The 22,539-nt window shown below is 61.5% G+C and carries 25 protein-coding genes and 1 tRNA gene; 8 read left to right on the top strand and 18 right to left on the bottom strand.

The features are described 5' to 3' along the window. Positions 1 to 94: 94 nt before the first annotated feature. On the top strand, positions 95 to 1,054 hold the full coding sequence (gene gluQRS, locus FYJ40_RS00265; RefSeq protein ID WP_154515066.1) for a tRNA glutamyl-Q(34) synthetase GluQRS: 960 nt from the start codon (positions 95 to 97) through the stop codon (positions 1,052 to 1,054). Between the two features lie 15 nt (positions 1,055 to 1,069). On the opposite strand, the gene FYJ40_RS00260 is transcribed toward gluQRS, so the two are convergent. Next, positions 1,070 to 1,795 carry a metallophosphoesterase gene (locus tag FYJ40_RS00260; protein WP_154515068.1) on the bottom strand — a complete coding sequence of 242 codons (726 nt, stop codon included), beginning with the start codon at positions 1,793 to 1,795 and terminating at the stop codon, positions 1,070 to 1,072. A gap of 85 nt (positions 1,796 to 1,880) precedes the next feature. Next, complete coding sequence (locus tag FYJ40_RS00255) at positions 1,881 to 2,120, bottom strand: hypothetical protein (protein WP_154515070.1); 240 nt, start codon at positions 2,118 to 2,120, stop codon at positions 1,881 to 1,883. A gap of 29 nt (positions 2,121 to 2,149) precedes the next feature. On the opposite strand from FYJ40_RS00255, the gene FYJ40_RS00250 reads away from it, so the two are divergent. Continuing rightward, the gene (locus tag FYJ40_RS00250) at positions 2,150 to 5,209 is read left to right on the top strand and encodes a DUF3427 domain-containing protein (protein ID WP_154577075.1); all 3,060 of its coding nucleotides are present in this window, start codon (positions 2,150 to 2,152) and stop codon (positions 5,207 to 5,209) included. A 35-nt stretch (positions 5,210 to 5,244) separates the two neighbouring features. Here FYJ40_RS00250 and FYJ40_RS00245 read toward each other — a convergent pair whose 3' ends face one another. Next, a complete protein-coding gene (locus FYJ40_RS00245) occupies positions 5,245 to 5,640 on the bottom strand; it encodes a (deoxy)nucleoside triphosphate pyrophosphohydrolase (protein WP_154515074.1) in 396 nt (131 codons plus the stop codon). 564 nt (positions 5,641 to 6,204) lie between these two features. On the opposite strand from FYJ40_RS00245, the gene FYJ40_RS00240 reads away from it, so the two are divergent. The 3 genes from FYJ40_RS00240 to FYJ40_RS00230 are packed head-to-tail and all read left to right on the top strand — an operon-like array spanning position 6,205 to position 8,827. Further along, positions 6,205 to 6,747 carry a DUF4342 domain-containing protein gene (locus tag FYJ40_RS00240; protein WP_154515076.1) on the top strand — a complete coding sequence of 181 codons (543 nt, stop codon included), beginning with the start codon at positions 6,205 to 6,207 and terminating at the stop codon, positions 6,745 to 6,747. Positions 6,748 to 6,765: 18 nt separating this feature from the next. Further along, positions 6,766 to 7,551 carry a response regulator transcription factor gene (locus tag FYJ40_RS00235; RefSeq protein WP_154515078.1) on the top strand — a complete coding sequence of 262 codons (786 nt, stop codon included), beginning with the start codon at positions 6,766 to 6,768 and terminating at the stop codon, positions 7,549 to 7,551. Next, positions 7,535 to 8,827 (top strand): cell wall metabolism sensor histidine kinase WalK, encoded by a 1,293-nt coding sequence (locus FYJ40_RS00230; RefSeq protein WP_154515079.1) that lies wholly within the window; start codon positions 7,535 to 7,537, stop codon positions 8,825 to 8,827. The genes FYJ40_RS00235 and FYJ40_RS00230 overlap by 17 nt, the downstream gene beginning before the upstream one ends. Positions 8,828 to 9,121: 294 nt before the next feature. Here the strand turns inward: FYJ40_RS00230 and FYJ40_RS00225 are convergent, their stop codons facing one another. Both FYJ40_RS00225 and FYJ40_RS00220 read right to left on the bottom strand, forming a co-directional pair. Beyond that, on the bottom strand, positions 9,122 to 9,496 hold the full coding sequence (locus tag FYJ40_RS00225) for a VOC family protein (protein WP_154515081.1): 375 nt from the start codon (positions 9,494 to 9,496) through the stop codon (positions 9,122 to 9,124). Positions 9,497 to 9,507: 11 nt separating this feature from the next. Next, the gene (locus FYJ40_RS00220) at positions 9,508 to 9,795 is read right to left on the bottom strand and encodes a PTS sugar transporter subunit IIB (protein ID WP_055252380.1); all 288 of its coding nucleotides are present in this window, start codon (positions 9,793 to 9,795) and stop codon (positions 9,508 to 9,510) included. A 163-nt stretch (positions 9,796 to 9,958) separates the two neighbouring features. On the opposite strand from FYJ40_RS00220, the gene FYJ40_RS00215 reads away from it, so the two are divergent. Together FYJ40_RS00215 and FYJ40_RS00210 are read left to right on the top strand one after the other, a co-directional pair. After that, a complete protein-coding gene (locus FYJ40_RS00215) occupies positions 9,959 to 10,582 on the top strand; it encodes a hypothetical protein (protein WP_154515083.1) in 624 nt (207 codons plus the stop codon). A gap of 31 nt (positions 10,583 to 10,613) precedes the next feature. Next, positions 10,614 to 10,698 (top strand) — tRNA-Leu (locus FYJ40_RS00210). A 152-nt stretch (positions 10,699 to 10,850) separates the two neighbouring features. Here FYJ40_RS00210 and FYJ40_RS00205 read toward each other — a convergent pair. From FYJ40_RS00205 to larC, 5 genes are all read right to left on the bottom strand, one after another. Beyond that, positions 10,851 to 11,852, bottom strand: coding sequence for a hypothetical protein (locus FYJ40_RS00205; protein ID WP_154515085.1), 1,002 nt, complete (start codon positions 11,850 to 11,852; stop codon positions 10,851 to 10,853). A 19-nt stretch (positions 11,853 to 11,871) separates the two neighbouring features. Further along, positions 11,872 to 12,633, bottom strand: a complete 762-nt coding sequence (locus FYJ40_RS08970; RefSeq protein ID WP_229770594.1) for a hypothetical protein — start codon at positions 12,631 to 12,633, stop codon at positions 11,872 to 11,874. A 168-nt stretch (positions 12,634 to 12,801) separates the two neighbouring features. After that, on the bottom strand, positions 12,802 to 13,662 hold the full coding sequence (mazG, locus tag FYJ40_RS00195; protein ID WP_154515087.1) for a nucleoside triphosphate pyrophosphohydrolase: 861 nt from the start codon (positions 13,660 to 13,662) through the stop codon (positions 12,802 to 12,804). A gap of 2 nt (positions 13,663 to 13,664) precedes the next feature. Beyond that, positions 13,665 to 14,213 carry a phosphodiesterase gene (gene yfcE / locus FYJ40_RS00190; RefSeq protein WP_154515089.1) on the bottom strand — a complete coding sequence of 183 codons (549 nt, stop codon included), beginning with the start codon at positions 14,211 to 14,213 and terminating at the stop codon, positions 13,665 to 13,667. A gap of 65 nt (positions 14,214 to 14,278) precedes the next feature. Next, positions 14,279 to 14,764 (bottom strand): nickel insertion protein, encoded by a 486-nt coding sequence (gene larC / locus FYJ40_RS00185; RefSeq protein ID WP_229770593.1) that lies wholly within the window; start codon positions 14,762 to 14,764, stop codon positions 14,279 to 14,281. A 337-nt stretch (positions 14,765 to 15,101) separates the two neighbouring features. On the opposite strand from larC, the gene FYJ40_RS00180 reads away from it, so the two are divergent. Further along, positions 15,102 to 16,013 (top strand): PHP domain-containing protein, encoded by a 912-nt coding sequence (locus FYJ40_RS00180; RefSeq protein WP_154515093.1) that lies wholly within the window; start codon positions 15,102 to 15,104, stop codon positions 16,011 to 16,013. Between the two features lie 110 nt (positions 16,014 to 16,123). On the opposite strand, the gene hisE is transcribed toward FYJ40_RS00180, so the two are convergent. From hisE to hisD, 8 genes are all read right to left on the bottom strand, one after another. After that, positions 16,124 to 16,441: a phosphoribosyl-ATP diphosphatase gene (hisE, locus tag FYJ40_RS00175; protein ID WP_006235893.1), complete on the bottom strand. Its 318-nt coding sequence runs from the start codon at positions 16,439 to 16,441 to the stop codon at positions 16,124 to 16,126. A 46-nt stretch (positions 16,442 to 16,487) separates the two neighbouring features. After that, on the bottom strand, positions 16,488 to 16,817 hold the full coding sequence (gene hisI / locus FYJ40_RS00170) for a phosphoribosyl-AMP cyclohydrolase (protein ID WP_154515095.1): 330 nt from the start codon (positions 16,815 to 16,817) through the stop codon (positions 16,488 to 16,490). Between the two features lie 142 nt (positions 16,818 to 16,959). Then, positions 16,960 to 17,742 carry an imidazole glycerol phosphate synthase subunit HisF gene (gene hisF / locus FYJ40_RS00165; RefSeq protein ID WP_117769949.1) on the bottom strand — a complete coding sequence of 261 codons (783 nt, stop codon included), beginning with the start codon at positions 17,740 to 17,742 and terminating at the stop codon, positions 16,960 to 16,962. A 3-nt stretch (positions 17,743 to 17,745) separates the two neighbouring features. Next, complete coding sequence (locus FYJ40_RS00160) at positions 17,746 to 18,489, bottom strand: HisA/HisF-related TIM barrel protein (protein WP_154515097.1); 744 nt, start codon at positions 18,487 to 18,489, stop codon at positions 17,746 to 17,748. After that, positions 18,486 to 19,187, bottom strand: coding sequence for an imidazole glycerol phosphate synthase subunit HisH (hisH, locus tag FYJ40_RS00155; RefSeq protein WP_370450549.1), 702 nt, complete (start codon positions 19,185 to 19,187; stop codon positions 18,486 to 18,488). The genes FYJ40_RS00160 and hisH overlap by 4 nt, the downstream gene beginning before the upstream one ends. 137 nt (positions 19,188 to 19,324) lie before the next feature. Next, the gene (hisB, locus tag FYJ40_RS00150; RefSeq protein WP_154515101.1) at positions 19,325 to 19,912 is read right to left on the bottom strand and encodes an imidazoleglycerol-phosphate dehydratase HisB; all 588 of its coding nucleotides are present in this window, start codon (positions 19,910 to 19,912) and stop codon (positions 19,325 to 19,327) included. After that, positions 19,913 to 21,028 carry a histidinol-phosphate transaminase gene (hisC, locus tag FYJ40_RS00145; RefSeq protein ID WP_229770592.1) on the bottom strand — a complete coding sequence of 372 codons (1,116 nt, stop codon included), beginning with the start codon at positions 21,026 to 21,028 and terminating at the stop codon, positions 19,913 to 19,915. A 1-nt stretch (position 21,029) separates the two neighbouring features. Further along, positions 21,030 to 22,466 (bottom strand): histidinol dehydrogenase, encoded by a 1,437-nt coding sequence (gene hisD / locus FYJ40_RS00140; protein WP_154515105.1) that lies wholly within the window; start codon positions 22,464 to 22,466, stop codon positions 21,030 to 21,032. Positions 22,467 to 22,539 lie beyond the last annotated feature (73 nt).

Genomic DNA, 22,539 nt, shown 5'->3' with positions numbered 1-22,539 from the left:
ACAGTGACGCCTCCCCATCGCGCCCCGCGCTATACTCGTCCGCATGGATATCAACGCACGCAACATAGCAACGCCCGCCGCGAACGCGCCAACGATGCAGCCCGCCTCCGTTCCCGTACCTGTCGTAGGCCGTTTTGCCCCGTCGCCCTCGGGCCGCATGCACCTGGGCAACGTGTTCAGCTGCCTGTGCTCGTGGCTTTCGGCCCGCAGCCAAGGCGGCAGCATCGTGTTGCGCATCGAGGACCTGGACGATCGCTGCAAGCGCCCGGAACTTGCCGCTCAATTGATTGACGACCTGGCCTGGCTAGGGCTTGAGTGGGACGAAGGCCCCTACTACCAGCACGATCGTCTGGACCTGTACGAAAGCGCCTTGCGCCGGCTGAATGACGCCGACCTCACCTATCCCTGCTTTTGTACGCGTGCCGAACTCCACGCCGCGAGCGCGCCGCATGCCAGCGACGGCACGCCCATCTACCGCGGCGCCTGTCGAAACCTTTCTGTCGAAGAGATCGCCCGCCGCAGCGTTCTGCGCGCCCCGGCCACGCGTCTGCGCGTGCCTACCGTCGATGACCTCGCCGGCGACGTGATCGAATTCGTGGACCGTACGTACGGCGCCCAATGCGAGGCACTCGCCACCGAGTGCGGCGACTTTTTGGTGCGCCGCAGCGACGGCGTTTTTGCCTACCAACTAGCCGTGGTGGTCGACGACGCTGCCATGGGCGTCACCGAGGTCGTGCGCGGATGCGACCTGCTGGGCTCCACGCCCCGCCAAATCTACCTGCAACATCTGCTGGGACTTCCCACGCCGCATTACGCGCACATTCCGCTGCTCATGTCGCCGGACGGCCGCCGCCTTTCCAAGCGCGACCGCGATCTGGACCTGGGCGAGCTACGCGCACGCTTTGGCACGCCCGAGGCACTGCTGGGATGGCTCGCCGGGCAAACGGGCATCGCGCCGGACACCACGTCGCGCTCTGCCGAGCAGCTGGTCGAGCACTTTAGCTGGAATGTCATCCGCGCGCACCGCGAGAACATCACTGTAACGGCCGAGTAGCCAAATACCTCGCCCCTACGCAACGTCCCAGGGCTGGAGTTCGTCGCCCAAGCGAACGATGCAGTCGTAGAGCACGGTATGGCGCTCGGCAGGGTTGGCATCCCGATGAAAATGCCCGTAGTACCAGCGCTTGTAGTCCAAGCGGTCTTCCAGCTCATCGAAAAATGCTGTAAGTCGGTCGACGTCGGGGCAATTCCAGCCAGGCCCCGGATAGAGCGTGGGCGAAAGCATGCGCGTAGAGCAGGTGTGGGTGACCACGTAGTCAACCTTCCAGCCCACGCTGTCGAGCTTTGTCCGCGCCTCCTCAAAGTTGCGCTCGTCCGGCAGCTCCTGTGGCCACCAGCTGGAATAGGGAATGCGGTATTCCTTATCCACGCTCGTGGCGCCGCCCATGGTAAAGATCGTTGAGCCGTCGAGCTCAAAAACCTCGCCGCGCGTCAGGCGCCGTATGGGAGAGGTATCCGACAGGCGCTGCGTCAGCCCACCGTGCCAAAGCTCCATGGGGCGCTCCGCCCAGTGATCGAAACGCTCGTGGTTTCCATCGACAAACAGCACGGTGTAGGGGCGCGACTCCAGCCAGGCGATATCGGCGCATTCCTCGGCAGAGAAATCCCACGGAAAGCCAAAGTCGCCCGCGACAATCAGATGGTCGTCGCTCGTCAGACTATCCCCAAGATCCCAGTCGCGCAGCTTTTGCATGTCGAGGCCGCCGTGAATATCGCCCGTCACATAGACCGTCATCGGATTACCACTTCCCTGTAAGTCGCTAGACCGCATTCTGCACGATCACTAAGCCAATCGTTCCAGCCCTTCCATCCCTTAGGGCTTACCCCTCGTTCTTCCATCCAAACGGGTCAAGCACCCAAAAAACCAGATCGAGCACGCCGCCGGTCATAATAGCGCCGGCAAGGGCCATGCAAACGTGCAGAGAACCGGCACTTCGGAGCACGTCGAATGGTCCCAGAACAGCCAACAGCGCGACCGCTGCGCCGACCACGCACAGCGCGAGGCACGGCCCCGCGTCCTTGACGCACTTCTTTGCGAGATGCTTGGTGCTATCACTCATCAATATCGGACTCCTTAGAGGGCCGTTGTTTGAGTACATGCCGCCGCGGCAGAGCAGGGCGGCAGGGTAAGTGTCACATGCCGTGCGGACATCAATGGAGAAACCGCGCCCCTCAGACCAAAGCCGGCAATCAATACCGTCATATGCCCAAAACACGAACGATCGATCTGTTATCCTGGCGCCAACATAGTCTTTCGAAAGGTTTGGCCGGGATGACTACGCAGCAGCAGATTGATATTGAATTCGACTCGCTTGCACGCGAGAACGATTCACCCAAGCTCATCGCCAACTCGAAGGCGACAGGCGGAACACTACTATCCGCTATCAAAGAGCAGCTCTCAACCTGCAGCTCCTTTGACTTTTGTGTAGCGTTTGTTGCAGACGGCGGTCTTCAAATCCTGGTCGAGGCGTTCCAGGAGCTCAAACAGCGTGGCATTAAGGGCAGGCTGCTCACGTCCACCTATCTCAACTTCAACTCACCCGATGCGTTTCGCAAGCTCCTGGAATACGACAACATGGAAGTTCGCGTATTCCAAGGTAATTTGCATGCCAAGGGATATATTTTTGATAAGGGCGAAACCAGCACGGTCATCATCGGCAGCTCGAACATGACGCAGACCGCCCTCACCTGTAATAAAGAATGGAACGTGCTGTATCAGACTGTCGAGAACAGCCGCTTACTCGGCGAACTGAGGGGCGAGTTCAATTCGTTGTGGAACGACACCTCAACCGTTTTGCTTTCCCAAGACTGGATTGAGAACTATGCCGCATATCGATCGGCACGTCCGCCAAAGCCCAAATCGAAACCGACATTCAGATCTGCGGAAACGCCGGTGCAGAATGACCTCGAAGAAATCAAGCCCAATAAAATGCAGCAGCGCGCCCTTGAGGCGCTCGGCGTAATCCACCGCAAGGGCGAGACCCGCGCCCTGCTGGTCTCGGCAACCGGCACCGGCAAGACCTTCCTTTCGGCGTTCGACGTGCTCGCAACTAAACCCCGGCGCGTCCTCTTTCTTGCGCACCGCCGGCGCATTATCGACGCCTCCCGCGCAAGCTACGAACGCCTCTTAGGTAGTACCTATACGTTCGACACCTATCAAACTGGCAAGAATATAAGCAATGCTACCTGCGTGTTTGCCATGTGTTCTTCGGTCGCCAAACATCTGAGCGATTTCCGTCCCGATGAGTTCGACTACATCATCATCGACGAGGCCCACCGCACGGGATCCCAGGGTTACCAATCCATCATGTCGCACTTTACGCCTCGGTTTTATCTGGGCATGACCGCTACACCCAATCGCACCGACGGCTATGACGTCTTTGCTCTTTTCAATCACGTCATCGCGTTCCAGATCACGCTGCAGGACGCTTTGGCCGAGGAGATGCTTGCCCCCTTCCATTATTTTGGCATTCACGATCTGGAGATTGACGACGAAACGGTCGAAGATATCGCCCTGTTCGGGCGCTTGACGTCCGACGAGCGCGTGCGTCATATCACCGAGAAGATCGAAGAATATAGCGTCACCAAAAGCAATCGCAGGGGCTTAATTTTTTGCAATCGAAACGCCGAGGCCAAGGAACTGTCACGCAAATTCAACGCTCTCGGATATCGAACGGTTGCGATTAGCGGTCAAGATCCCGATGAGGTCCGCGATGCCGCGATCAGCCGACTTGAAGCCGGAGAGCTCGAGTACATTTTCTCGGTCGATATCATGAACGAAGGCGTCGACATCCCCTCGCTCAATCAAATCATCATGCTTCGACGCACCGACTCCGCAATCATCTTTATTCAGCAGCTCGGACGAGGTTTGCGCTTGAATGATGGTAAGGAATACGCACTGGTGCTCGACTTTATTGGCAACTACCAGAGCAACTTCCTGGTGCCCATCGCGCTTTCGGGTGACAAGACATATAACAAAGACCGCCTGCGCCGTCTTGTTCAAGAGGGCGATTCGGCGATCCCCGGATGCTCGACCGTGAGCTTCGATCGTATTTCCGAGGCACGCATTTACAAGGCCATCGACGGCGGCGATTTCACCTCCGTCAGGTTTTTGAAAAACGAATATCTCGACTTGCGCCAAAAACTCGGCAAGATTCCCTCGCTGCTCGAATTTGATCGTAACGGCTCCATCGATCCGCTGCTTATCTTCAAGAATAGCGGCCTGGGCTCCTACCACGTATTTCTTTCCAAATACGAGCCGGACTACACGGTTCAATTTTCCTCTGATCAAACCAAGATTCTCAAATTTATTTCTCAAAAACTTGCCACGGGCAAGCGATTCGAAGACCTCTATTTGCTTCAAACGCTCGTCGAAGCCGGACACGAGGGCTACCGGCATATGCGCGAGGCTGCGCTTAGGAACTACCGCGCACAGCTTAAGGACAGCGCCGTTAGGTCGGCAATCGCAGTCCTTAAGGGCGACTTTGCCACTCCTAAGGATTTCGTTTCCCTGCTCATTGACGATGGAACCGGACCTCGTCTGACCGAAGTGTTTGCGACCGCCCTGCGCAACGCAGAGTTCAAACGTCAGATTCTTGAGGTGCTGGATTTTGGTATCGCGCGCAACCGACTCGACTATGCCGAGACGTACGAAAACACAAATTTCGTTCTCAACGCCAAGTACACGTACGAAGAGGTTTGCCGCTTGATGAACTGGGAAAAGAACATCAACGGCCAAAATCTTGGCGGCTATTTTTACGACGAAAAGACCAATACATTCCCTGTGTTTATTAACTATGACAAGGCGCCCGACATTAGTGAGTCAATTCAGTATGAAGATCGCTTTGTTTCGCCGAGCAAGCTTATCGCAATCTCCAAGGGCAACCGTACACTCAACTCTCCCGAGATTCTGCGACTGCAGGTATGGCCGGAAAACGGCCTGAAGACGTATTTGTTTATGCGAAAGAATAAGGACGATAAGGGTGGCAAGGAGTTCTATTTCTTAGGCGAAATGCATCCGACCGGTGAGTTCGAAGCTATTAAAACTAAGAGCGGCGACAACGCCGTTGAAATCGAATATGAGCTCAATGTGCCTGTACGACAGGACATCTACGAGTTTATGCTCAGCGATTTGAGCGAGGCCGAGTAAAAAAGAGCGGCCGCCATGTGGCGCCCGCCCCTTTCTTACATAAGCCCGAGTTTCTTTTCGAGCTCCTTAACGACTTTAACGTCTGCCGGAAGCCAATCGACATCCCACAGGTTATTGGTATCAAGCCATTTCATATCCTCGTGAGCATGCTCTTTGAACTCCCCCGAAAGAATGGTAGCTAGGTAGCACTGCATCGACAGGTGGAACGTCTCGTAATCGTGTTCGACCGTGCAAAGATAGTCGAGGTTACCGATCGTGACCTCGAGCTCTTCTTGAATCTCGCGCACAATTGCCTGCTCGCCGGTCTCGCCCGGCTCGAGCTTGCCGCCCGGAAATTCCCAGCCGTCTTTAAACTCGCCATAGCCGCGCTGGCAGCTCAGGATCTTCCCATCCTTCTGAATAATCGCCGCTGCAACATTGATTGATTTCATAACTAGTTATCACCTCTCCAGTTGAGCCCAACCAGTATAGGTGATCAACCGCCCGCCATGTCCCAGTCGCCTGAAAACCACCTGCTCGACCAACCCTTAACGCCGTTTTGCACCGGCACCCCATCCCCCGCTATCGAGGTCTAATACTTTTCCGCGAAGTGAACGTCTGTTTTAGGACCCCTGAAGCATCCACATTTTTCGTCGGCAAAATCGCAGGATTTCAGCATCGAAACCGCAGGAAACGGCACCTCTAAAGTGTCGATGCTTCGGGGGTCCGTTTTAGCTCGTTCACTTCTCGGGAAAAGTATTAGACCTCGTCGGCAGCAGTCTAAAAGGCGAGTCGTTTCTCCCCCGCGCAACCCAATAGACACATTCCGCTCCTCCCTCACACCACCCAAAAACTCATCCAACATTAATCTTGGCTCAAGAATCGCTTAATCTATAACCTGCACTATAGAGTTCGACCAAGGGCGGGGCGGCGCCGCGCAACGCAGGCCGCCGAACGCAACGCTCGCGCCCGGGCAGATCGCCCGACGTCGCGCCCATCGAACGAAAGGACAGGTCATGGACGACCTCGAAAAAGTTGAAACCATCCGCACCAAGTGCAACGTGAGCTACACCGATGCCAAGGCCGCGCTCGACGCCGCCGACGGCAACGTTTTGGACGCCATCATTTGGCTCGAATCGCAAGGCAAGACCCAGACCACGTCGGCGCATGCCGCCACCGAGGCCGCGCCAGTCGATGAGCCCTCGGCCGAGATGGTCGCCGCGCAGGCAGCCTACGAGAAGTCGAGCGAAAAGACCGACTTCTCCAAGAAGATGGACAGCGTGTGGGAGTACCTCAAAAAGCTCTTCCGCCTGAGCCTGGACACCAAGTTTATCGCCACGCGCCGCGACGCCATCATCCTCAACATCCCCATCCTGATCCCCATCGTCGCCCTGTTTGCCTGGGGCGCCACGATATGGCTCATGCTGATTGGCCTATTCTTTGGCATGCGCTACCGCATCGATAGCGACGGCGACGTGCCCGGCAGCATCAACAACCTTATGAATCACGCCGCTGACGCCGCGGACGACATCAAGCAAAACCTGAACGACGACAAGTAATCGCAGACGGGGACACGCATGGCACAGATCCTGATCGTAGAGGACGAGGAGAAAATCGCCCGCTTTGTGACGCTCGAGCTGGAGCACGAGGGCTACCAGGTGGAGCACGCCGCCGACGGCCGCACCGCCGTGGACCTGGCGCTGGAGCGCGACTACGATCTGATTCTGCTCGATGTGCTGTTGCCGCAGCTCAACGGCATGGAGGTCCTGCGGCGTGTCCGCAAGCACAAGGATGTGCCGGTGATTATGGTCACCGCGCGCGATACCGTGATGGACAAGGTGGCCGGGCTCGATGCCGGTGCCGACGATTACCTGACCAAGCCGTTTGCGATTGAGGAGCTGTTCGCACGGATTCGCGTGGCGCTGAAGCGCGCGGAGGCCGTGCGGGCGGCTTCGGGCGTTGGCGGCGCCGGCGCTGGGGCGGGCATGGCGGGCAGCGCGGGCGGCGACGCCGCTGCGGTGCCCCCGGTCAGCGAGTCGACCAAGGCTTCCGTCGCGCCCTCCCCCGCCGCGCTCACCGTGGGCTCGGTCGTGCTCGACCCCGACCGCCGCGAAGTCACGGTCGGCGGCTCGCCCATCGCGCTCACGGCCCGCGAGTTCGACGTTCTCGCCCTGCTTATGGCACATGCTGAAACCGTGCTCACACGCGAGCGCATCGCGCACGAGGCGCTGGGCTACGAATACGTGGGCGACACCAACAACGTCGACGTACACATCGCGCACCTGCGTGCCAAGATCGAGGACGCCGGCGGCGCCCGCATCATCCAGACCGTGCGCGGGGTGGGCTATGCCTGCCGTGCGTAACGCCGAGGCCAAGCGTGTCACCTCCATCGCCCGCGCCATCAACTGGAGCTATATATGGCGCCGCCTGATGAGCTACGTCTGGCTCGATCTGCTGCTGATGGTGATTGCGGCGGCGATCCTCGTCTATGGATACAACCAGACGTTGCCCGACGGTGCGTTTACCGCAGGATGGATCCCCAGCGCCGCCGTTCACAGCATGTCGCTGAAGCCCGCGCGCGACTGGGACCTGACAACGCTCACCTATACCGTCGAACTTGCTACCACCAAGACTTTCCCCCTCGCGCAGGACCTCGTCGCGCTATGGCCTCTCTACCTTGTCGTTGTGGGTTGGCAGGTCATCAGCGTGCTCAACATGCTCGGCGGCGCGAGGCACGTGCGTCGCACCATGGCGCCGCTCAACGACTTGGCCCTGCGCGTGGACGAACTCGGCCGCATGCAACTCTCCGGCGGCAAAATGGAAACGCTGGAACAGGCCATCGAGCGTGCAAGCGTCGACTCGCCGAGCGTCACCACCGGCGACGCCGACCTGGCAAGCATCGAGGTCGCGCTCAACCGGCTGCTGCGCCAGATGCAAGAGGCCAAGCTGCAGCAGATGCGCTTTGTCAACGATGCAAGCCACGAGCTGCGCACGCCCATCGCGGTGATTCAGGGCTACGTAAACATGCTCGACCGCTGGGGCAAAGACGACCCGGACGTGCTGGCGGAATCCATCGCGTCCCTCAAGGCCGAAAGCGAGCATATGCAGGAGCTCGTGGAGCAGCTGCTGTTTTTGGCACGCGGCGATGCCGGGCGCACGGTCCTGCGGCGTGCGCATACCAACCTGGCCGCACTGGTCGGCGAGGTGTGCGAGGAATCGCAGATGATCGACGCCGCGCACACGTATCGGCTGGCTTTTGACGCTGCATTTGCCAACGATCCGCGCTGCGATGCACCTGTCGACGTGGCGCTTGTGAAGCAGGCTCTGCGCGTGATCGTGCAGAACGCCGCCAAGTATTCGAACGCGGGAACGACCGTCACGTTTGCCATAACTCCCGATACGGGCACGGGCGCGATCGACATAAGTGTTGAGGACGAGGGTATCGGTATGAACCAGGAGTCCGCAGCTCACGCGTTTGAACGGTTCTACCGCGCCGACAACGCACGTGATGCCGGCGCGCAGGGCTCGGGCCTGGGGCTTGCCATTGCTAAGTGGATTGTCGATAGCCATGGCGGCGCCATTGGCGTGACCTCGGTCGAGGGCGTCGGTAGCCGCTTTACGATTCGCCTGCCACGGTAGGAAGCCCCCTCGTGAATCGAGGTCTAATACTTTTCCGGAGAAGTGAACGAGCGTATTTGGACCCCTGAAGCATCCACATTTTTCGACGGGAAAGTCGCAGGATTCCAGCATCAAAACCGCAGGAAACGGTACCCTCAAAGTGTCGATGCTTCGGGGGTCCAATTCTGCTCGTTCACTTCTCGGGAAAAGTATTAGACCCCGATTTCATGTCCCCTCAAAAGGTTGCCCCCTCGGCATAAAAAAGGGATAGGGCCATGCGGCCCTATCCCTTTTTTCGTTATAGCAGCTTGTGCGCTACTCGTGACACAGGTGCACGGCGAAGCCGGCGAACTCGCGCTTAAAGTACACAAGCTTGGTGCCGCCGTCGGGCAGCAGCACGCGCGACTCCTCGTTGACCTCGAGCCCGTGCTCGGCAAACCACTTCTCGGCAGCATCGATGTCGTTGACGGCAAAGCCTATGTGGCCCTTGGCGCCACGACCGTTCTGCTTCATGATCTCGACCAGCGAGTCGTTAAAGTACGAAATCGGGGTCTCGCTGACGGGCAGGCCCATCATCGTCGAGAACAGCTCCGCGATCTCCAGGGCGTCTGCCGGGTCGGTGGCGTTAATGCCCACATGGGCAACGCGCATGCCAAAGAGCTCGACCGGGTTGGCGTTCTGCTCGTTCATACAGGCAGCGTCTACTGAGCCATGACGTCGAGAACGGCCTTCTCGGCAGCGACGCGGTTCATGCCGGTCATAAAGGGCACGCCGCTCACGTACGGGCAGGTGAGGCCCTCGGGGGCAACGGTGGTGGCGATCAGCAGGTCGGCGCCCTCGTCGCAAGCGTCCTTGGCCTCGGAAATGGCGCACTGCACGATCTCATACTTGCCGGCGTAACCGTTGGCGTCGAGCATGGTGGCGACCTTCTGGGCAACGAGCGTGGAAGTAGCAGCGCCAGCACCGCAAGCCAAAACGATCTTCTTCATAGGTAATGTCTCCCTTCATGGTTTACTTTAGGTAAGTGTACCGCAGCGAGCGATGGCGCTCGGCCTCGATGCACTTTTGTGCCAGTTTGCTTGCACGCTGCGTATAATACATCTAGTACGTTTTGTCATACCGCTTGTTTTACGAGCGACCGAGGAGCTCAATATGCCCGATTCCCGCACACTCTGGACCGTCGTCGTTGTCATCTGTATCGTCGTGTCGCTGCTCTTTAGCATCAAAAAACGCACCACGTTTAAACGCCTGCAGCGGCTCATGGCCGCCAAACAGTGGGACGAGTTCGATCGTTTGCTCGACGGCAAACTCACCAGCATGCTGTACCCGCGCTACAACCGCGACTACCTGCGCCTGAACTCCTATCTGCTGCGCGAGGACCACGAGCGCGCCGACGAGATGTTTGACCTGCTGCTGGGGCTCAACCTGCCCAAGATGCAGCGCGTCGATCTGGTGATCAAGGCCTTTAACTACTACGTTGGCCAGGAGGACCGCAAAAAGTCCAAGGAGCTGCTGCACGAGATCAAGGGCTTTGAGGGCGGCCAAGCCGAGGCAGTCGCGCACGAATGCCAGCTGATGTACGACACGATGATCCTCAAGCGCCACAACGACATTCCCGAGCTGGAGCGCATGCTCGAGGATGTCGGCAACGACCCGGTCAAGCGCTGCCGACTGGAGTACCTGCTGGCCCTGCAGTACCAAAACAAGGGCGACGAGGCAAAGTTCCAAGAGTTCCTCGAGAAGTCGGGCCAACACTCGATGGCCGTCAACGCGTAACGGACGGCTTGTGCTAGACTTCTAGTCTTACGGGGGCGTGGCGGAATTGGCATACGCAGGAGACTTAAAATCTCTCGCCGCAAGGATTGTGGGTTCGAGTCCCACCGCCCCTACCACGTATTGTTTACGAGCCCGTGTCCCCCAGGGATGCGGGCTCGTTTCTTTTGGACACCGTCAAGCCTCTAAGAAGTTGCGGTGGAATAGTTCCTGTTTTGGCAGTTTATCAGCCCATTTAGGAACTATTTCACCGCAACTTATGAGGGGATGGTTAAAGGACGCTGAGGTTGGGGGTCCAGGCGATGGTGGGGGTCGCGCCGTCGAGAACCTCGTTGATGGTGGCGGCCATTCCGGCGAGCAGACTGTTCTCGCTTACAGTGAGCGCGTCGTAGCCGCCGGCTCGCATGAGCTCGCGAATCACCACAGCACCAGCCAGGATCACGCCCGCGCGCTTGGGTTGCACGCCTGGCAACGCGGCGATGCCCGCAACATCCAGCGAGGACATGCGCTCGATAGCGGCCGAAACCTGGTCCAGCGAAAGCTCGCGCAGGTGCACAAAACTCGAATCATACGGCTCCAGCTCGTGAACGAGCGCAACGAGCGTGGTGACGGTGCCACCCACCGCGACCAGGCGCTCGGCTCGCTCAAAGTCGACAGGTAAGCTCTTAAAGTAGCCCGCAAACTGCTCGTTTGCCCACGCGCCAGCGGCGGCAAGCTCGCTGCCCGTTGGCGGCAGCGCCGAGAAAAACCGCTCCGTCACGCGGCGACAACCGATGTCCAGCGAGCGCGTTCCCTCCAGCGCAAAGACCCCACGCTCCGGCGCATAGACGCCCGTCGCGAGCTCCGTGGATCCGCCACCCGAATCGGTAACAATGATGCGCTCGCCGGCAAAGTCGTGCGCCACGCCAAAAAACGTCAGGCGCGCCTCGACCTCGCCCGGAATCACCTGCGGCTCGAGCCCCAGCTCGCGCAGGCCGTCCAGCAGCAGCGCGGCATTGGACGCATCGCGCGCGGCGCTCGTGCACGTGGTGCAGATGCACGCGGCCCCAAAGGCACGGGCCTCGTCCACAAACATTCGGCACGCAGCGAGCACGCGCCCAACGGCCGCCTCGCAAAAGCGCCCCGTTGCGTCCACGCCCTCGCCCAAGTCGGTAATCTCGGTATGCTTGGACGATTCCACGATCGCCCCGTCCTCGACCTGGGCCAGCACCAGTCGCGACGACACCGTTCCCAGGTCAATCGCCGCCACCTTATATCGTTTGCAATTCGTCATTGCGGCCCCCCTCCGGGCGCTACTCGCCATTGGACACGACTGCCTGGCCCTCGACGCCGTTAAATCCAAACAGCATGTCGAGCGTCTGGATGTACCACGGCGCGTCCTTGCCGACCTCTTCGATTTCCTTGGCAACTTCGCTGGCCTTCTTGGCGTTCGACGACTTCTGGCTCGACGAGGTATCGGAATCGTCGTCTAGGCCCTGCACTTCAATCCTCTTCTCGCCGGGCATCACCAGACCCAGGTCCTCGGTCGCCGCGTCCTTAATGCCCTCCTCCGAGAGCAGCTTGTCGACGCTTTTTTGCAGGTCGTCATTATATTGCTCGCGAATCTCGACCTGCTTGGCCAAGATGTCGCTCGAGCGTTTTGCCACATACAGGTCGCGCACCGGGAAGTACAGGCTCACGAGCGCCAGGGCGACGACAATGCCAACAAACAGCCCTCGCTGGGGACCGTGGGTAAAATCATAGATTGCCTTGACCACCGCGTTATCGTTGGCGTAGTGCATAAAGTCCGAGCCCGAAAGACGGCTTGAGGGACGGCGCGGCTTGTCGGACGCCTGGGTCGAAGGGCGCGACGCATGCTTGGAACGCGATGGGCGCACCGGACTGTCCGAGGAACTATTTGGCTGAGCATTGGGATGCGAAGTCGCCGGCGAGCTATACCTGGAGCGATCAGCGCCAGCATAACCAGACCCGCCAAGCTGCACCGAATGCGCACGGCGAGGTGACGGTTCGCGCGAACCGGCGGAATAGTGCCTGTTGTCGTAAATCTGATCCATGTGCGCCTTGTGCGGTTGAGGTTTGTTTGCGCTAAGTCCTTTAGTTATAGCACGCGGGCGGACCAGCCGGACGAGCCGTAGGACAAATCCATTACTCGAGCGCGCGTGGTCGCCAACGGGCAAGTCAACGGGACGCCGCCCTTACGCCCCGCCGACCAACACCGTGTCCTACTCCTCTGCCTTTGCGGCATCCCACAGGTCGTTGAGCCCGTGGGTCGAAAGCTCGGCAAGATCAACATGGGCATCGGCCGCCATCTGCTCCATTGCGGCCCAACGGCGGCGGAACTTGGCCGTGCTCGCGCGCAGGGCGCTCTCGGCGTCGATGCCCTCTTTGCGCGCAACGTTGACCAGGGCAAAGAGCAGGTCGCCAAACTCCATCTCGCGCTCGGGCGAGCCGGGTTCCTCGGCCTCAAACTCGGCACGTTCCTCGGCGACCTCGTCCCACACATCTTGGACGGTCTCCCACTCAAAGCCCACGGCAGCCGCCTTGCGCGACACCTTCTGAGCCTGCATCAGCGCCGGCAGATGCGTGGGCACGCCGTCGAGCAGGCCCTCGGGCGCAGCCTCGCCCGCCGCCACGGCCTGGTCCTTGGCGGCCTTCTCGGCAAGCTTGACCTCGTCCCAAATCTTGAGCACCTCGTCGGAGTTGTCGGCATCCACATCGCCAAACACGTGCGGATGGCGGCGAATGAGCTTGGCGTCGATATCGCGCGCCACGTCGGCCAGCGTAAACTCGCCGGCGTCCGCCGCGATCTGCGCATGCAACACGACCTGCATGAGCACATCGCCCAGCTCCTCGCGAAGATGGGCCGCGTCATCCGCCTCGATGCAGTCGAGCGCCTCGTAGGCCTCCTCGATCATGTTCTTGCCAATGCTCTGGTGCGTCTGCTCGCGGTCCCACGGGCAGCCGTCGGGCTGACGCAGGCGCCAGATAGTCTGTACCAGATGTTGTAACTCGGCCGATGCATCGACCAGCGTGGACAGGTCGCGCGAACCTTCGGCATTTTGCTGAGCCATGTGCTCGGCCATGGTTAGTCCTCCTCCATGATCACATGGCGGAACGCGCCGCCCTCGTAGATACCATAGCTGTGCGTGCCGTCCTTGGGGATGCTCACGCTGCCGGGATTGAAGAGCCACAGACCCGGGTGCGCGGTGCTTTCCTCGTTGACCTTGACGTGCGTGTGGCCGTAGACGAGCGCGGAGCCCTCGGGCAGCGCGGGCACGTGGTCGACGCTGTTGTGCATGCCGGCGCCAAAGACGTGGCCGTGCGTCAGGAACAGCTCGCGGCCGACCTCGTCGAACAGTGTGGCGTAGTCGGCCATGACGGGAAAGTCGAGAACCATCTGGTCGACCTCGGCGTCGCAGTTGCCGCGCACCGCGATAATGCGGTCGGCCAGGGCGTTGAGCAACGGAATCACGCGCTTGGGAGCGTAGTCGCGCGGCAGGTCGTTGCGCGGACCGTGATAAAGCAGGTCGCCCAGCAGGACGATGCGGTCGGGCTGCTCGGCTTCGATGGCGGCGCAGAGGCGCTCGGTCCAATATGCCGAGCCGTGGATGTCAGAAGCGATGAGGTATTTCATGGAGGTCCTTTCGGGGTGAGGGTGGGGTTGACGTGGCCGAGCGCGGAATGTCGCCACCAGCCGCGTTATTCAAATCGCAGTGCCGCGCTCTGGGCCGCCTGCATCACGCGTAGGAGCGGCACATTGTGCTCACGGGCAAGGCGGGCGCAGTCTTCGTACTCGGGCGCCGCACGCTCACTGCCGTCGGGCAAGGTGGCCACCTTGACGGACACCTCGCCCCACGGCGTCGTTACGCGCTCAAAGTAGCGCGGCAGGCAAACGCGCTCCATAACCTGGCGGCGGATGCCATTGGTCGTGGTTTCCAAAAAGATGATCGTCTGCAGGCACTCGATATCCTCGTGGGTGCAGATTACCTGCAACTGCCAGCCAGGGCGGCCTTTCTTGCAATAGAGGGGCAGCCAGTGCACCTCGCGCGCGCCGGCCTCGCGCAGGCGGTCGGAGGCGTAGGCGAGCACCTCGGGCGACGCGTCGTCGATGTCGCACTCCAGCTTGACGATGGTTTCGGGCGCATCGGTCTCGCGGGACAGCGGAGATGTAGTTCCACGTTGCATACGGTCCGGCTCCTTTCCGCACGGGCTCGTTTTATTCACCCAAACGCTAGCACATCGCGAGCGGCGCAAGTGTGGCGGCGCGCGATGAGCGCGATTTTCCTTGTCTGCAAGAACCGACACTCCACCGCCTCGGCCAAACATGTACATCAGCCTCCAAACATGTCATTTTTTGTCGGTTTTGGAGGCTGAGGTACATGATTCGAAGCAAGGCCGATGTCGCGAGCTCGCCCTTATGCGCCGCCCGTCTTTCCAGTCGATTTCGGCCCCCGGCGCGTACATCGCACTGGGGGCCGCGCCGTTACAATGGAGCAGATTCGCTTGACGTAAAGGAGCCGCCATGCCTGCTTGCCCGCTGGTCGATTGCCATACTCACACCTCGTTTTCGGACGGACACGCCTCGTTTGAAGACAACGTCCGCGCCGCTGCTGCGGCCGGTTGCCACACCATGGTCTCGTCCGATCACCTTACCCTGCCTGCCAGCATGGATGCCACCTGCGAGGTGCAGGTTGTCGAGGGCGACCTGCCGGCGCATCGTCTGGCTTTTGAGGATGCCCGCAAGCTTGCCGCGCAGATTGCGCCGGAGCTTGAGCTTGTCTATGGCTTTGAGTGCGATTGGTACGAAGGCTGCGAGCCTTTGGTTGAGCGATGGTCCCGGGGCGCCGTCGTACGCCTGGGCAGCGTGCATTGGATTGGTAACCCGGGCAATATCATGGCAGGCGCTGCGGGCACGACGGGGACAGAGGGCGTCGCACGCCCCGATACGCCCGACTCACGCTGCGGCTGGATCGACGACGACACCAACCTGCACGTTTGGGAAAACTTAGGTGTGCGCGGCGTGTGGGAGCGCTACGTCGATGAATGGTGCCGCGCCTGCGAAAGCTCGCTCAACTTTGATGTGATGGCTCACCCCGACCTGGTCATGCGCTTTTCGAAGGAAGGCTTTGCGCCCGATTTTGACCCCGCACCGTTTTGGCAGCAGATGGCCGAGTGTGCGCACGATACGGGCCGCCGCGTTGAGGTCTCGACCGCCGCACCGCGCAAGGGGCTCGACGACTACTATCCCGCGACCGGCCTTTTGCGCTGCTTTGCCCATGCTGAGGCGCCCATTACCTTTGGCTCGGATGCGCACCGCGCCTGTGATATTTGCTGGAATATCCGCGAGGCCCAAGCCCATGCCTACGACTGCGGCTACCGAACCTTCGACATCCCCCACCCCACCGGCGAATGGGAGTCCACACCCCTCGCCTAGCCATCCCTTCATAAGTTGCGGTGAAATAGCTCCTATTTATAGCCCTAAGACCGTCTAACAAGAACTATTCCACCGCAACTTCTATGGTCATCGGGGACGTTCTTTAACGACTAGTGGCGGCGGGCGTTGAGTTCGCCGGCCAGCTCGTCGAGGGTAATGCCGTAGCGCTCAAGCGTCACGAGCAGGTGGTAGACCAGGTCGCCAGCCTCGTAGCGAATGTGATCATGGTCGTTATCCTTGCAGGCCATGATCACCTCGCTCGCCTCCTCGGCAAGCTTCTTGAGCAGCTCGTCCTCGACGTCAGTCAGCAGTCGAGCGGTATAGCTTTCCTGCGGCGACGCATCGCGACGACCGTGAATCACCTCGGCCAGCCCCGTTAGCGTCTCGCCGATATTTCCATCCTGAACATTTGCGGTACGCACACCCATGGTTCAATCCTTTCTGGTCGGCCAAGCGCCTGGTCGAGCGCCCGCCCTACGCGAGTTTCTTAAAGAAGCAGGTACGGTTGCCGGTATGGCAGGCCGGACCCGGCGAGTCAACCTTGACCAGCAGCGTATCGCTATCGCAGTCGGCCCAGAGTTCGCGAACCTCCTGCATGTTGCCGCTCGTCGCGCCCTTGTTCCAGAGCTCCTGGCGACTGCGGCTCCAAAACCACGTGGTGCCGGTCTTGAGCGTCAGCCCCACCGACTCCTCGTTCATCCAGGCAACCATGAGCACCTCGCCGGTGTCATACTGCTGAACCACACAAGGAATCAGCCCGCGGGCGTCGTACGCAAGCTTTGAAGGATCGGTTATCTCTTCCATTTCTCTCCCCAAATTCAAACTTCGCAGGTCGGCGAGGGTTGTCCAGGTGCCCGAGATTCCGAGCGACAAGCCCGACGACGCGTACTTAAGTACGCGAGGAGGGTTGGAGCCGGAAGGTCGGGTGCCTAGGCAAGCCGCAGCGCTAGAAGTCCAACCTGACAGGGATGCCCTGCGAGGCCATATACTCCTTCACCTGGCGAATGCTGAAGGTTCCAAAGTGAAAGACGCTCGCCGCCAGCACGGCGTCGGCCTCGCCCTCGATCACGCCCTCGGCAAAATGCTCGAGCGTGCCCACGCCGCCGCTCGCGATGACGGGGATTGGCACCGCGCGGGCCACGGCGCGGGTGAGCGCCAAATCAAAGCCGGCCTTGGTGCCGTCGCGGTCCATGCTGGTGAGCAAGATCTCGCCGGCGCCGCGACGAGCCGCCTCCTCGGCCCACGCCACCGCGTCGATGCCCGTGGCGTTGCGACCTCCTGCGGTAAAGACCTCCCACTTGTCGGCACCGGATGCGCCGGGCAAGCCGACGCGCTTGGCATCGATCGCCACGACCACGGCCTGGCTGCCAAACGCCGCGGCAGCCTGGCTAATCAGCGACGGATCGCGCACGGCCGCCGAGTTGAGCGACACCTTGTCGGCACCGGCGGCAACCATGGTGCGCATGCCCGCCAGGTCGCGAAAGCCGCCGCCCACGGTATAGGGAATGGCGAGCTCCTCGGCCGCATGTGCCGCCATCTCGATGGTCGTCGCGCGGTTGTCGCTCGTCGCGGTAATGTCCAGGAAGACGACCTCGTCCGCACCCTCGCGGTCGTAGGCACGCGCCAGTTCCACCGGATCGCCCGCATCGCGCAAGCTCACAAAGTTAACTCCCTTGACCACGCGGCCGTCCTTGACGTCCAGACAGGGAATTACGCGCTTGGTAAGCATGGGCTACTCCTCCCCTCGGGCGGCGACCAGCGCCTGGGCCAGCGTAAAGTTGCCCTCGTAGAGCGCACGGCCGGTAATAGCGCCTTCAATCGCGCCCTCACCCACCGCGGCCAGTGCGCGGATGTCGTCGAGCGTCGAGATGCCGCCCGAAGCCACGACGGGAAAGCCCGCGACCTCGGCCACATGGCGATACGCCGCCACATCGATACCCGTCTGCATGCCATCGCGCGCGATGTCGGTATACACCAGATGCTTAAAGCCCAGCTCGGAAAGCTGCGCCACGGCATCGTCGAGCGCCACACCTGCGCCGTCGCGCCAGCCGTTCACCTTGACCTGACCGTCGCGCGCGGCGATGTCTGCCACCAGCAACTCGCCAAAGCCTTGGGCTGCCACTTCGGCAAAACCCGGCTCGGTCACCAGCACGGTGCCCAGCGCGATACGGCATGCGCCGTAGCCTGCCAACTCGTCGATGCGCGCAAGCGAGCGGACGCCGCCGCCCACGTCCACGGACAGACCGTCGACGCCGCAGATGGCCTTAATCGCCGCCGAGTTGGCAGCGCGTGCGCCCTCGTCCTCGCCAAAGGCAGCGGACAGGTCGACGACGTGCACCCAGCTCGCGCCCTGTTCGGCAAACGTGCGGGCAACGGCCACGGGATCGTCGGAATATACCTTGCAGCGGCTGCGGTCACCGCGCTCCAGTCGCACGACCTTGCCGCCGATCAGATCGATTGCGGGAAACAGGATCATCGGCCAACCTCCTCGACGATGCTCACAAAGTTCTTAAGGATGCGCTGACCCAGCGCGGAGGATTTCTCGGGATGGAACTGGCAGCCCCACACGTTGCCATGGCGCACGATGCACGGGAAGCTCCGCGTATAGTGTGTGCACGCCAGCACATCGGCGGCATCGGCGTCGTCAGCCACCGCGTAGCTGTGGGTGAAGTACATGTTGGCACCCTCGGCAAAACCGGCAAGCAGCGGATCGGCCGCACCGGTGGGCGTCATGTGCACCTGGTCCCAGCCCACGTGCGGCACCTTCAGGCGGCTCGACTCCAAGCGCGTGCACGAACCGCGCATAATGCCCAGGCCATCGACCCAGGGACCGCCAGCCTGCTCGGGGGCGCTGCCGTCGGCGACCGCGCCCTCGTCCGCAGGCACGCCCTCGTTGCCGCGCTCAAAAAATAGCTGAAGGCCCAGGCAGATGCCGAACAGCGGGGTTCCGGCGGCGACGGCGTCGAACACGGCCGCCTCCTCGCCACTCTGGCGCATAAAGGCGATCGCGTCATAGAACGCACCCACGCCCGGGATGACCAGGCCGTCGGCGCGGCGGATCTGCTCCGGATCGTCCGACGTGCAGGCGGCGGCACCGGCGCGCACAAGCCCGCGCACGACGCTCGACAAGTTGCCCTTGTGGTAGTCGACCACCACGATCTTCGGTTCGCCCACGCGACCCTCCTTTTTCCCATTCAAAACCTGCCAAAAAGGGACAGGTTTATTTTGGTCGGTTAAACGTTCACCCACCGTATAAGACAGCATTTCCGCAGATAAAACCTGCCAAAATAAACCTGTCCCTTTTTGGCAGGTTACAGTGAGCCCTTGGTGCTGGGGATGCCCTGCACGCGGGGATCGAGCTCGCAGGCGTGGCGCATCGTGCGGCCCACGGCCTTAAAGGCGGCCTCGATAATGTGATGCGAGTTGCCGCCTGCGAGCTCGCGCACGTGCAGCGTGAGCTTGGCATCGCGCGCAAAGGCATAGAAGAACTCGACGGCCAGCTCGGTATCGAAGCTGCCCACACGTTCGGTCGGCATGGGCAGCTCGCAGTAGGCCTGGCCGCGACCCGAAATGTCCACGGCGGCCATCACGAGCGTCTCGTCCATGGCAATCGCCGCGTCTGCAAAGCGCGTAATACCCGCCTTGTCGCCCAGCGCTTGGCAAAACGCCTCACCCAGCACAATGCCCGTGTCCTCGACGGTATGGTGCGCGTCGACCTCCACGTCGCCTACTGCATGCACCGTTAAATCAAACAGGCCATGGCGGCCAAAGGCGTTGAGCATGTGGTCGAAAAACGGCACGCCGGTCGAGATATCGCACACGCCGCATCCGTCCAGGTCGAGTTTGACAACAATGTCGGTCTCCCCCGTCTTGCGGGTCACCTCGGCATAACGGCTCATCTACATCTCCTCCTTCACCAGCGCGGCAAACGCAGCCAGCACCTCATCGTTTTCCTGCGGGGTACCCACGGTAATGCGCAGACAGTCTGCAAGCCCCGGCGCGTAGCTAAAGTCGCGCACCAAAATCGAATACTCGTCGCGCAGGCGCTCACGCACGCGCGTAGCATGCGGCGTGCGCACGAGCACAAAGTTCGCCGCACTCGGCCATGCCTCCACGGGCAGACCCCCGGCAGCCATTGCGCGCAGGGCACACAGTTCGCGCTCGCGCTCGGATGCGACCCGTGCCACCACGGGCGCATACGCATCGCGGGCGCGCACGCAGGCAAGCGCCGCCGCCTGGCTCAGCACGTTGACCGAATAGATCTGGCGAATCGCCGCGAACACGTCGATGACCTCGGGCGCCGCAATCACATAGCCCAGACGCGTGCCGGCGGCGCCAAACGCCTTGGACAGCGTATGCAGGATCACCAGGTTGGGATGCTCGGCGATAAGTCCCTGCGCTGTGGTGGCCGTGCCAAACGAATCATCGGCAAACTCCACGTAGGCCTCGTCGACCATCACCACGCCGGGGCACGCATCGCACAGGGCCGCGACAAAGTCGAGCGGTGCCACGTCACCCGTGGGGTTATTGGGCGAGGTCACTATGGCCAGGTTGCACTCGGGCGCCGCCGCGAGCACGGCAGCCTGGTCGAGCTCAAAGGTCGCCGGGTCGCGCCACACGTCGCGCACCTCGGTCTGACAGAGCGACGCAAAGAACGCATACTCGCTAAAACACGGCGGGCAGTTGAGCAGGGTCCGCCCCGCGCCGCCAAACGCCAGCAGGTAGTTATAGAGCAGCTCGTCGCCGCCGTTGCCCACGCAGATATTCTCGCGCGCCACGCCATGCCAAGCGGCAAGCTCGTCGCGCAGGTCGTTCGACATGGGATCGGGGTAGCGGTTGAGCGGCGTGGCAGCCAGGGCGGCGTCGACCGCCTCGCGCACGCCAGCCGGCACGGGATAGGTGTTCTCGTTGGCCGAAAGGTTGATACGCGTGGGCGTAAAGTTGGGATCGTAGGGCTCAATGCCAGCCAAGTAGGGCTGGACGAGCCCCTTCATGCGAGACGTCAGCTCGGCCATATTAGGCCTCCTCGCCGGTCGCGCCAGCGCCATCCGCGCTTGCAGCCGCTAGGTCCACACCCTCGGCGACCGTCGCCACGGCGTCGCCCGGCCAGGCGACCTTGGTCAGGTCGGCCGCGGCCAGAGACTCAGCACTCACGGCACCCTCGCCCTGCTCCAGCACACGGCGACGCAGCGCGGCGGAAAGCGCGTGCGCCCACAGGCCCTCGGCCTCGGCCAGGCGCTGCGTCGCGGGAGCGTCCGAGAGCAGGCCCTCGGGCGTATAGCAAATGACGCTCGAGCGCTTGACGAATTCTTCGACCGAAAGCGGGTTGGAGAACATGGCCGTGCCGCCGGTCGGCAGCGTGTGGTTGGGGCCGGCAACATAATCGCCAAGCGGCTCGGAGCTCCAAGCGCCCACAAAGATGGCGCCGGCGTTGCGAATGCCGCCGAGCAGGCCCATCGCATCCTTGCAGTGCAGCTCCAGGTGCTCGGGCGCCACGGTGTTCACCGCCTCGACGGCAGCAGCCATATCGGCGGCCACCACGATGGTGCCCTCGTTGTCGAGCGAGGCGCGCGTGATCTCGGCACGCGGGGACTGTGCCACCAGAATGTCGATACCCGCCTCGACCTCGCGCGCAAACTGCTCGTCGCAGGTCACCAGATAGCAGGCTGCTAGCGGATCGTGCTCGGCCTGGGCCATCAGGTCGGCCGCGACCACCATGGGCTTGGCCGTGGCATCTGCCAGCACGCAGACCTCGGAGGGACCGGCGACCATGTCGATGCCCACGTCGCCCGAGACAATCTGCTTGGCCGCGGCAACAAAGGCGTTGCCCGGACCGGTGATTTTGTCGACGCGCGGAATGGTCTCGGTACCGTATGCCAGCGCGGCCACGGCCTGAGCGCCGCCCACCATATAGATTTCGTCCACGCCGCCGAGCTTTGCCGCGGCGAGCGTGTAGGGGCTGATCAGGCCATCTTTTTGCGGCGGGGTCACCATGACCACGCGCTCGACGCCGGCGACCTTGGCGGGAATGGCATTCATGAGCACCGTGGAGGGATACTGCGCGCGACCGCCCGGCACGTAGATGCCGGCCGCCGCAAGCGGGGTCACCTTAACGCCGAGCATGGTGCCGTCTGCACGCGTGGTAAACCAGCTCTGCTCGACCTCGCGCTGGTGGAACTCGCGAATCTGGCGCGCAGCCTTCTCGAGCGCCGCGACAAAGGACGGGTCGAGGCCTTCGAGCGCGGCATCGATCTGCTCTTGCGGCAGACGGAAGCTCTGCAGCTCTACACCGTCAAAACGCTGACAGTAATCGCGCACCGCGGCATCGCCGTTGGCGCGCACGTTGGCCACAATATCACGGGCGGCGTCGACGATGTTTTGCGGCAGCACGCCCTTACGGTTGAGCTGGTTGGTAACGAGACGCTCACCGGGAGCAAGCTTGATAGTCTTCATGTCGGTATCCCCTATCGGTCGAGGTTGTGTTCGAAAAACGAGAGGCCGGGCGGCGGCGCCCATCGGCCCGCAG

It is taken from the genome of Collinsella sp. WCA1-178-WT-3 (M1) (assembly GCF_009696325.1).
Lineage (GTDB): Bacteria > Actinomycetota > Coriobacteriia > Coriobacteriales > Coriobacteriaceae > Collinsella.
The sequence above is the reverse complement of the archived record's forward strand: the minus strand, read 5'-3'. Positions and strand labels throughout refer to the sequence as shown.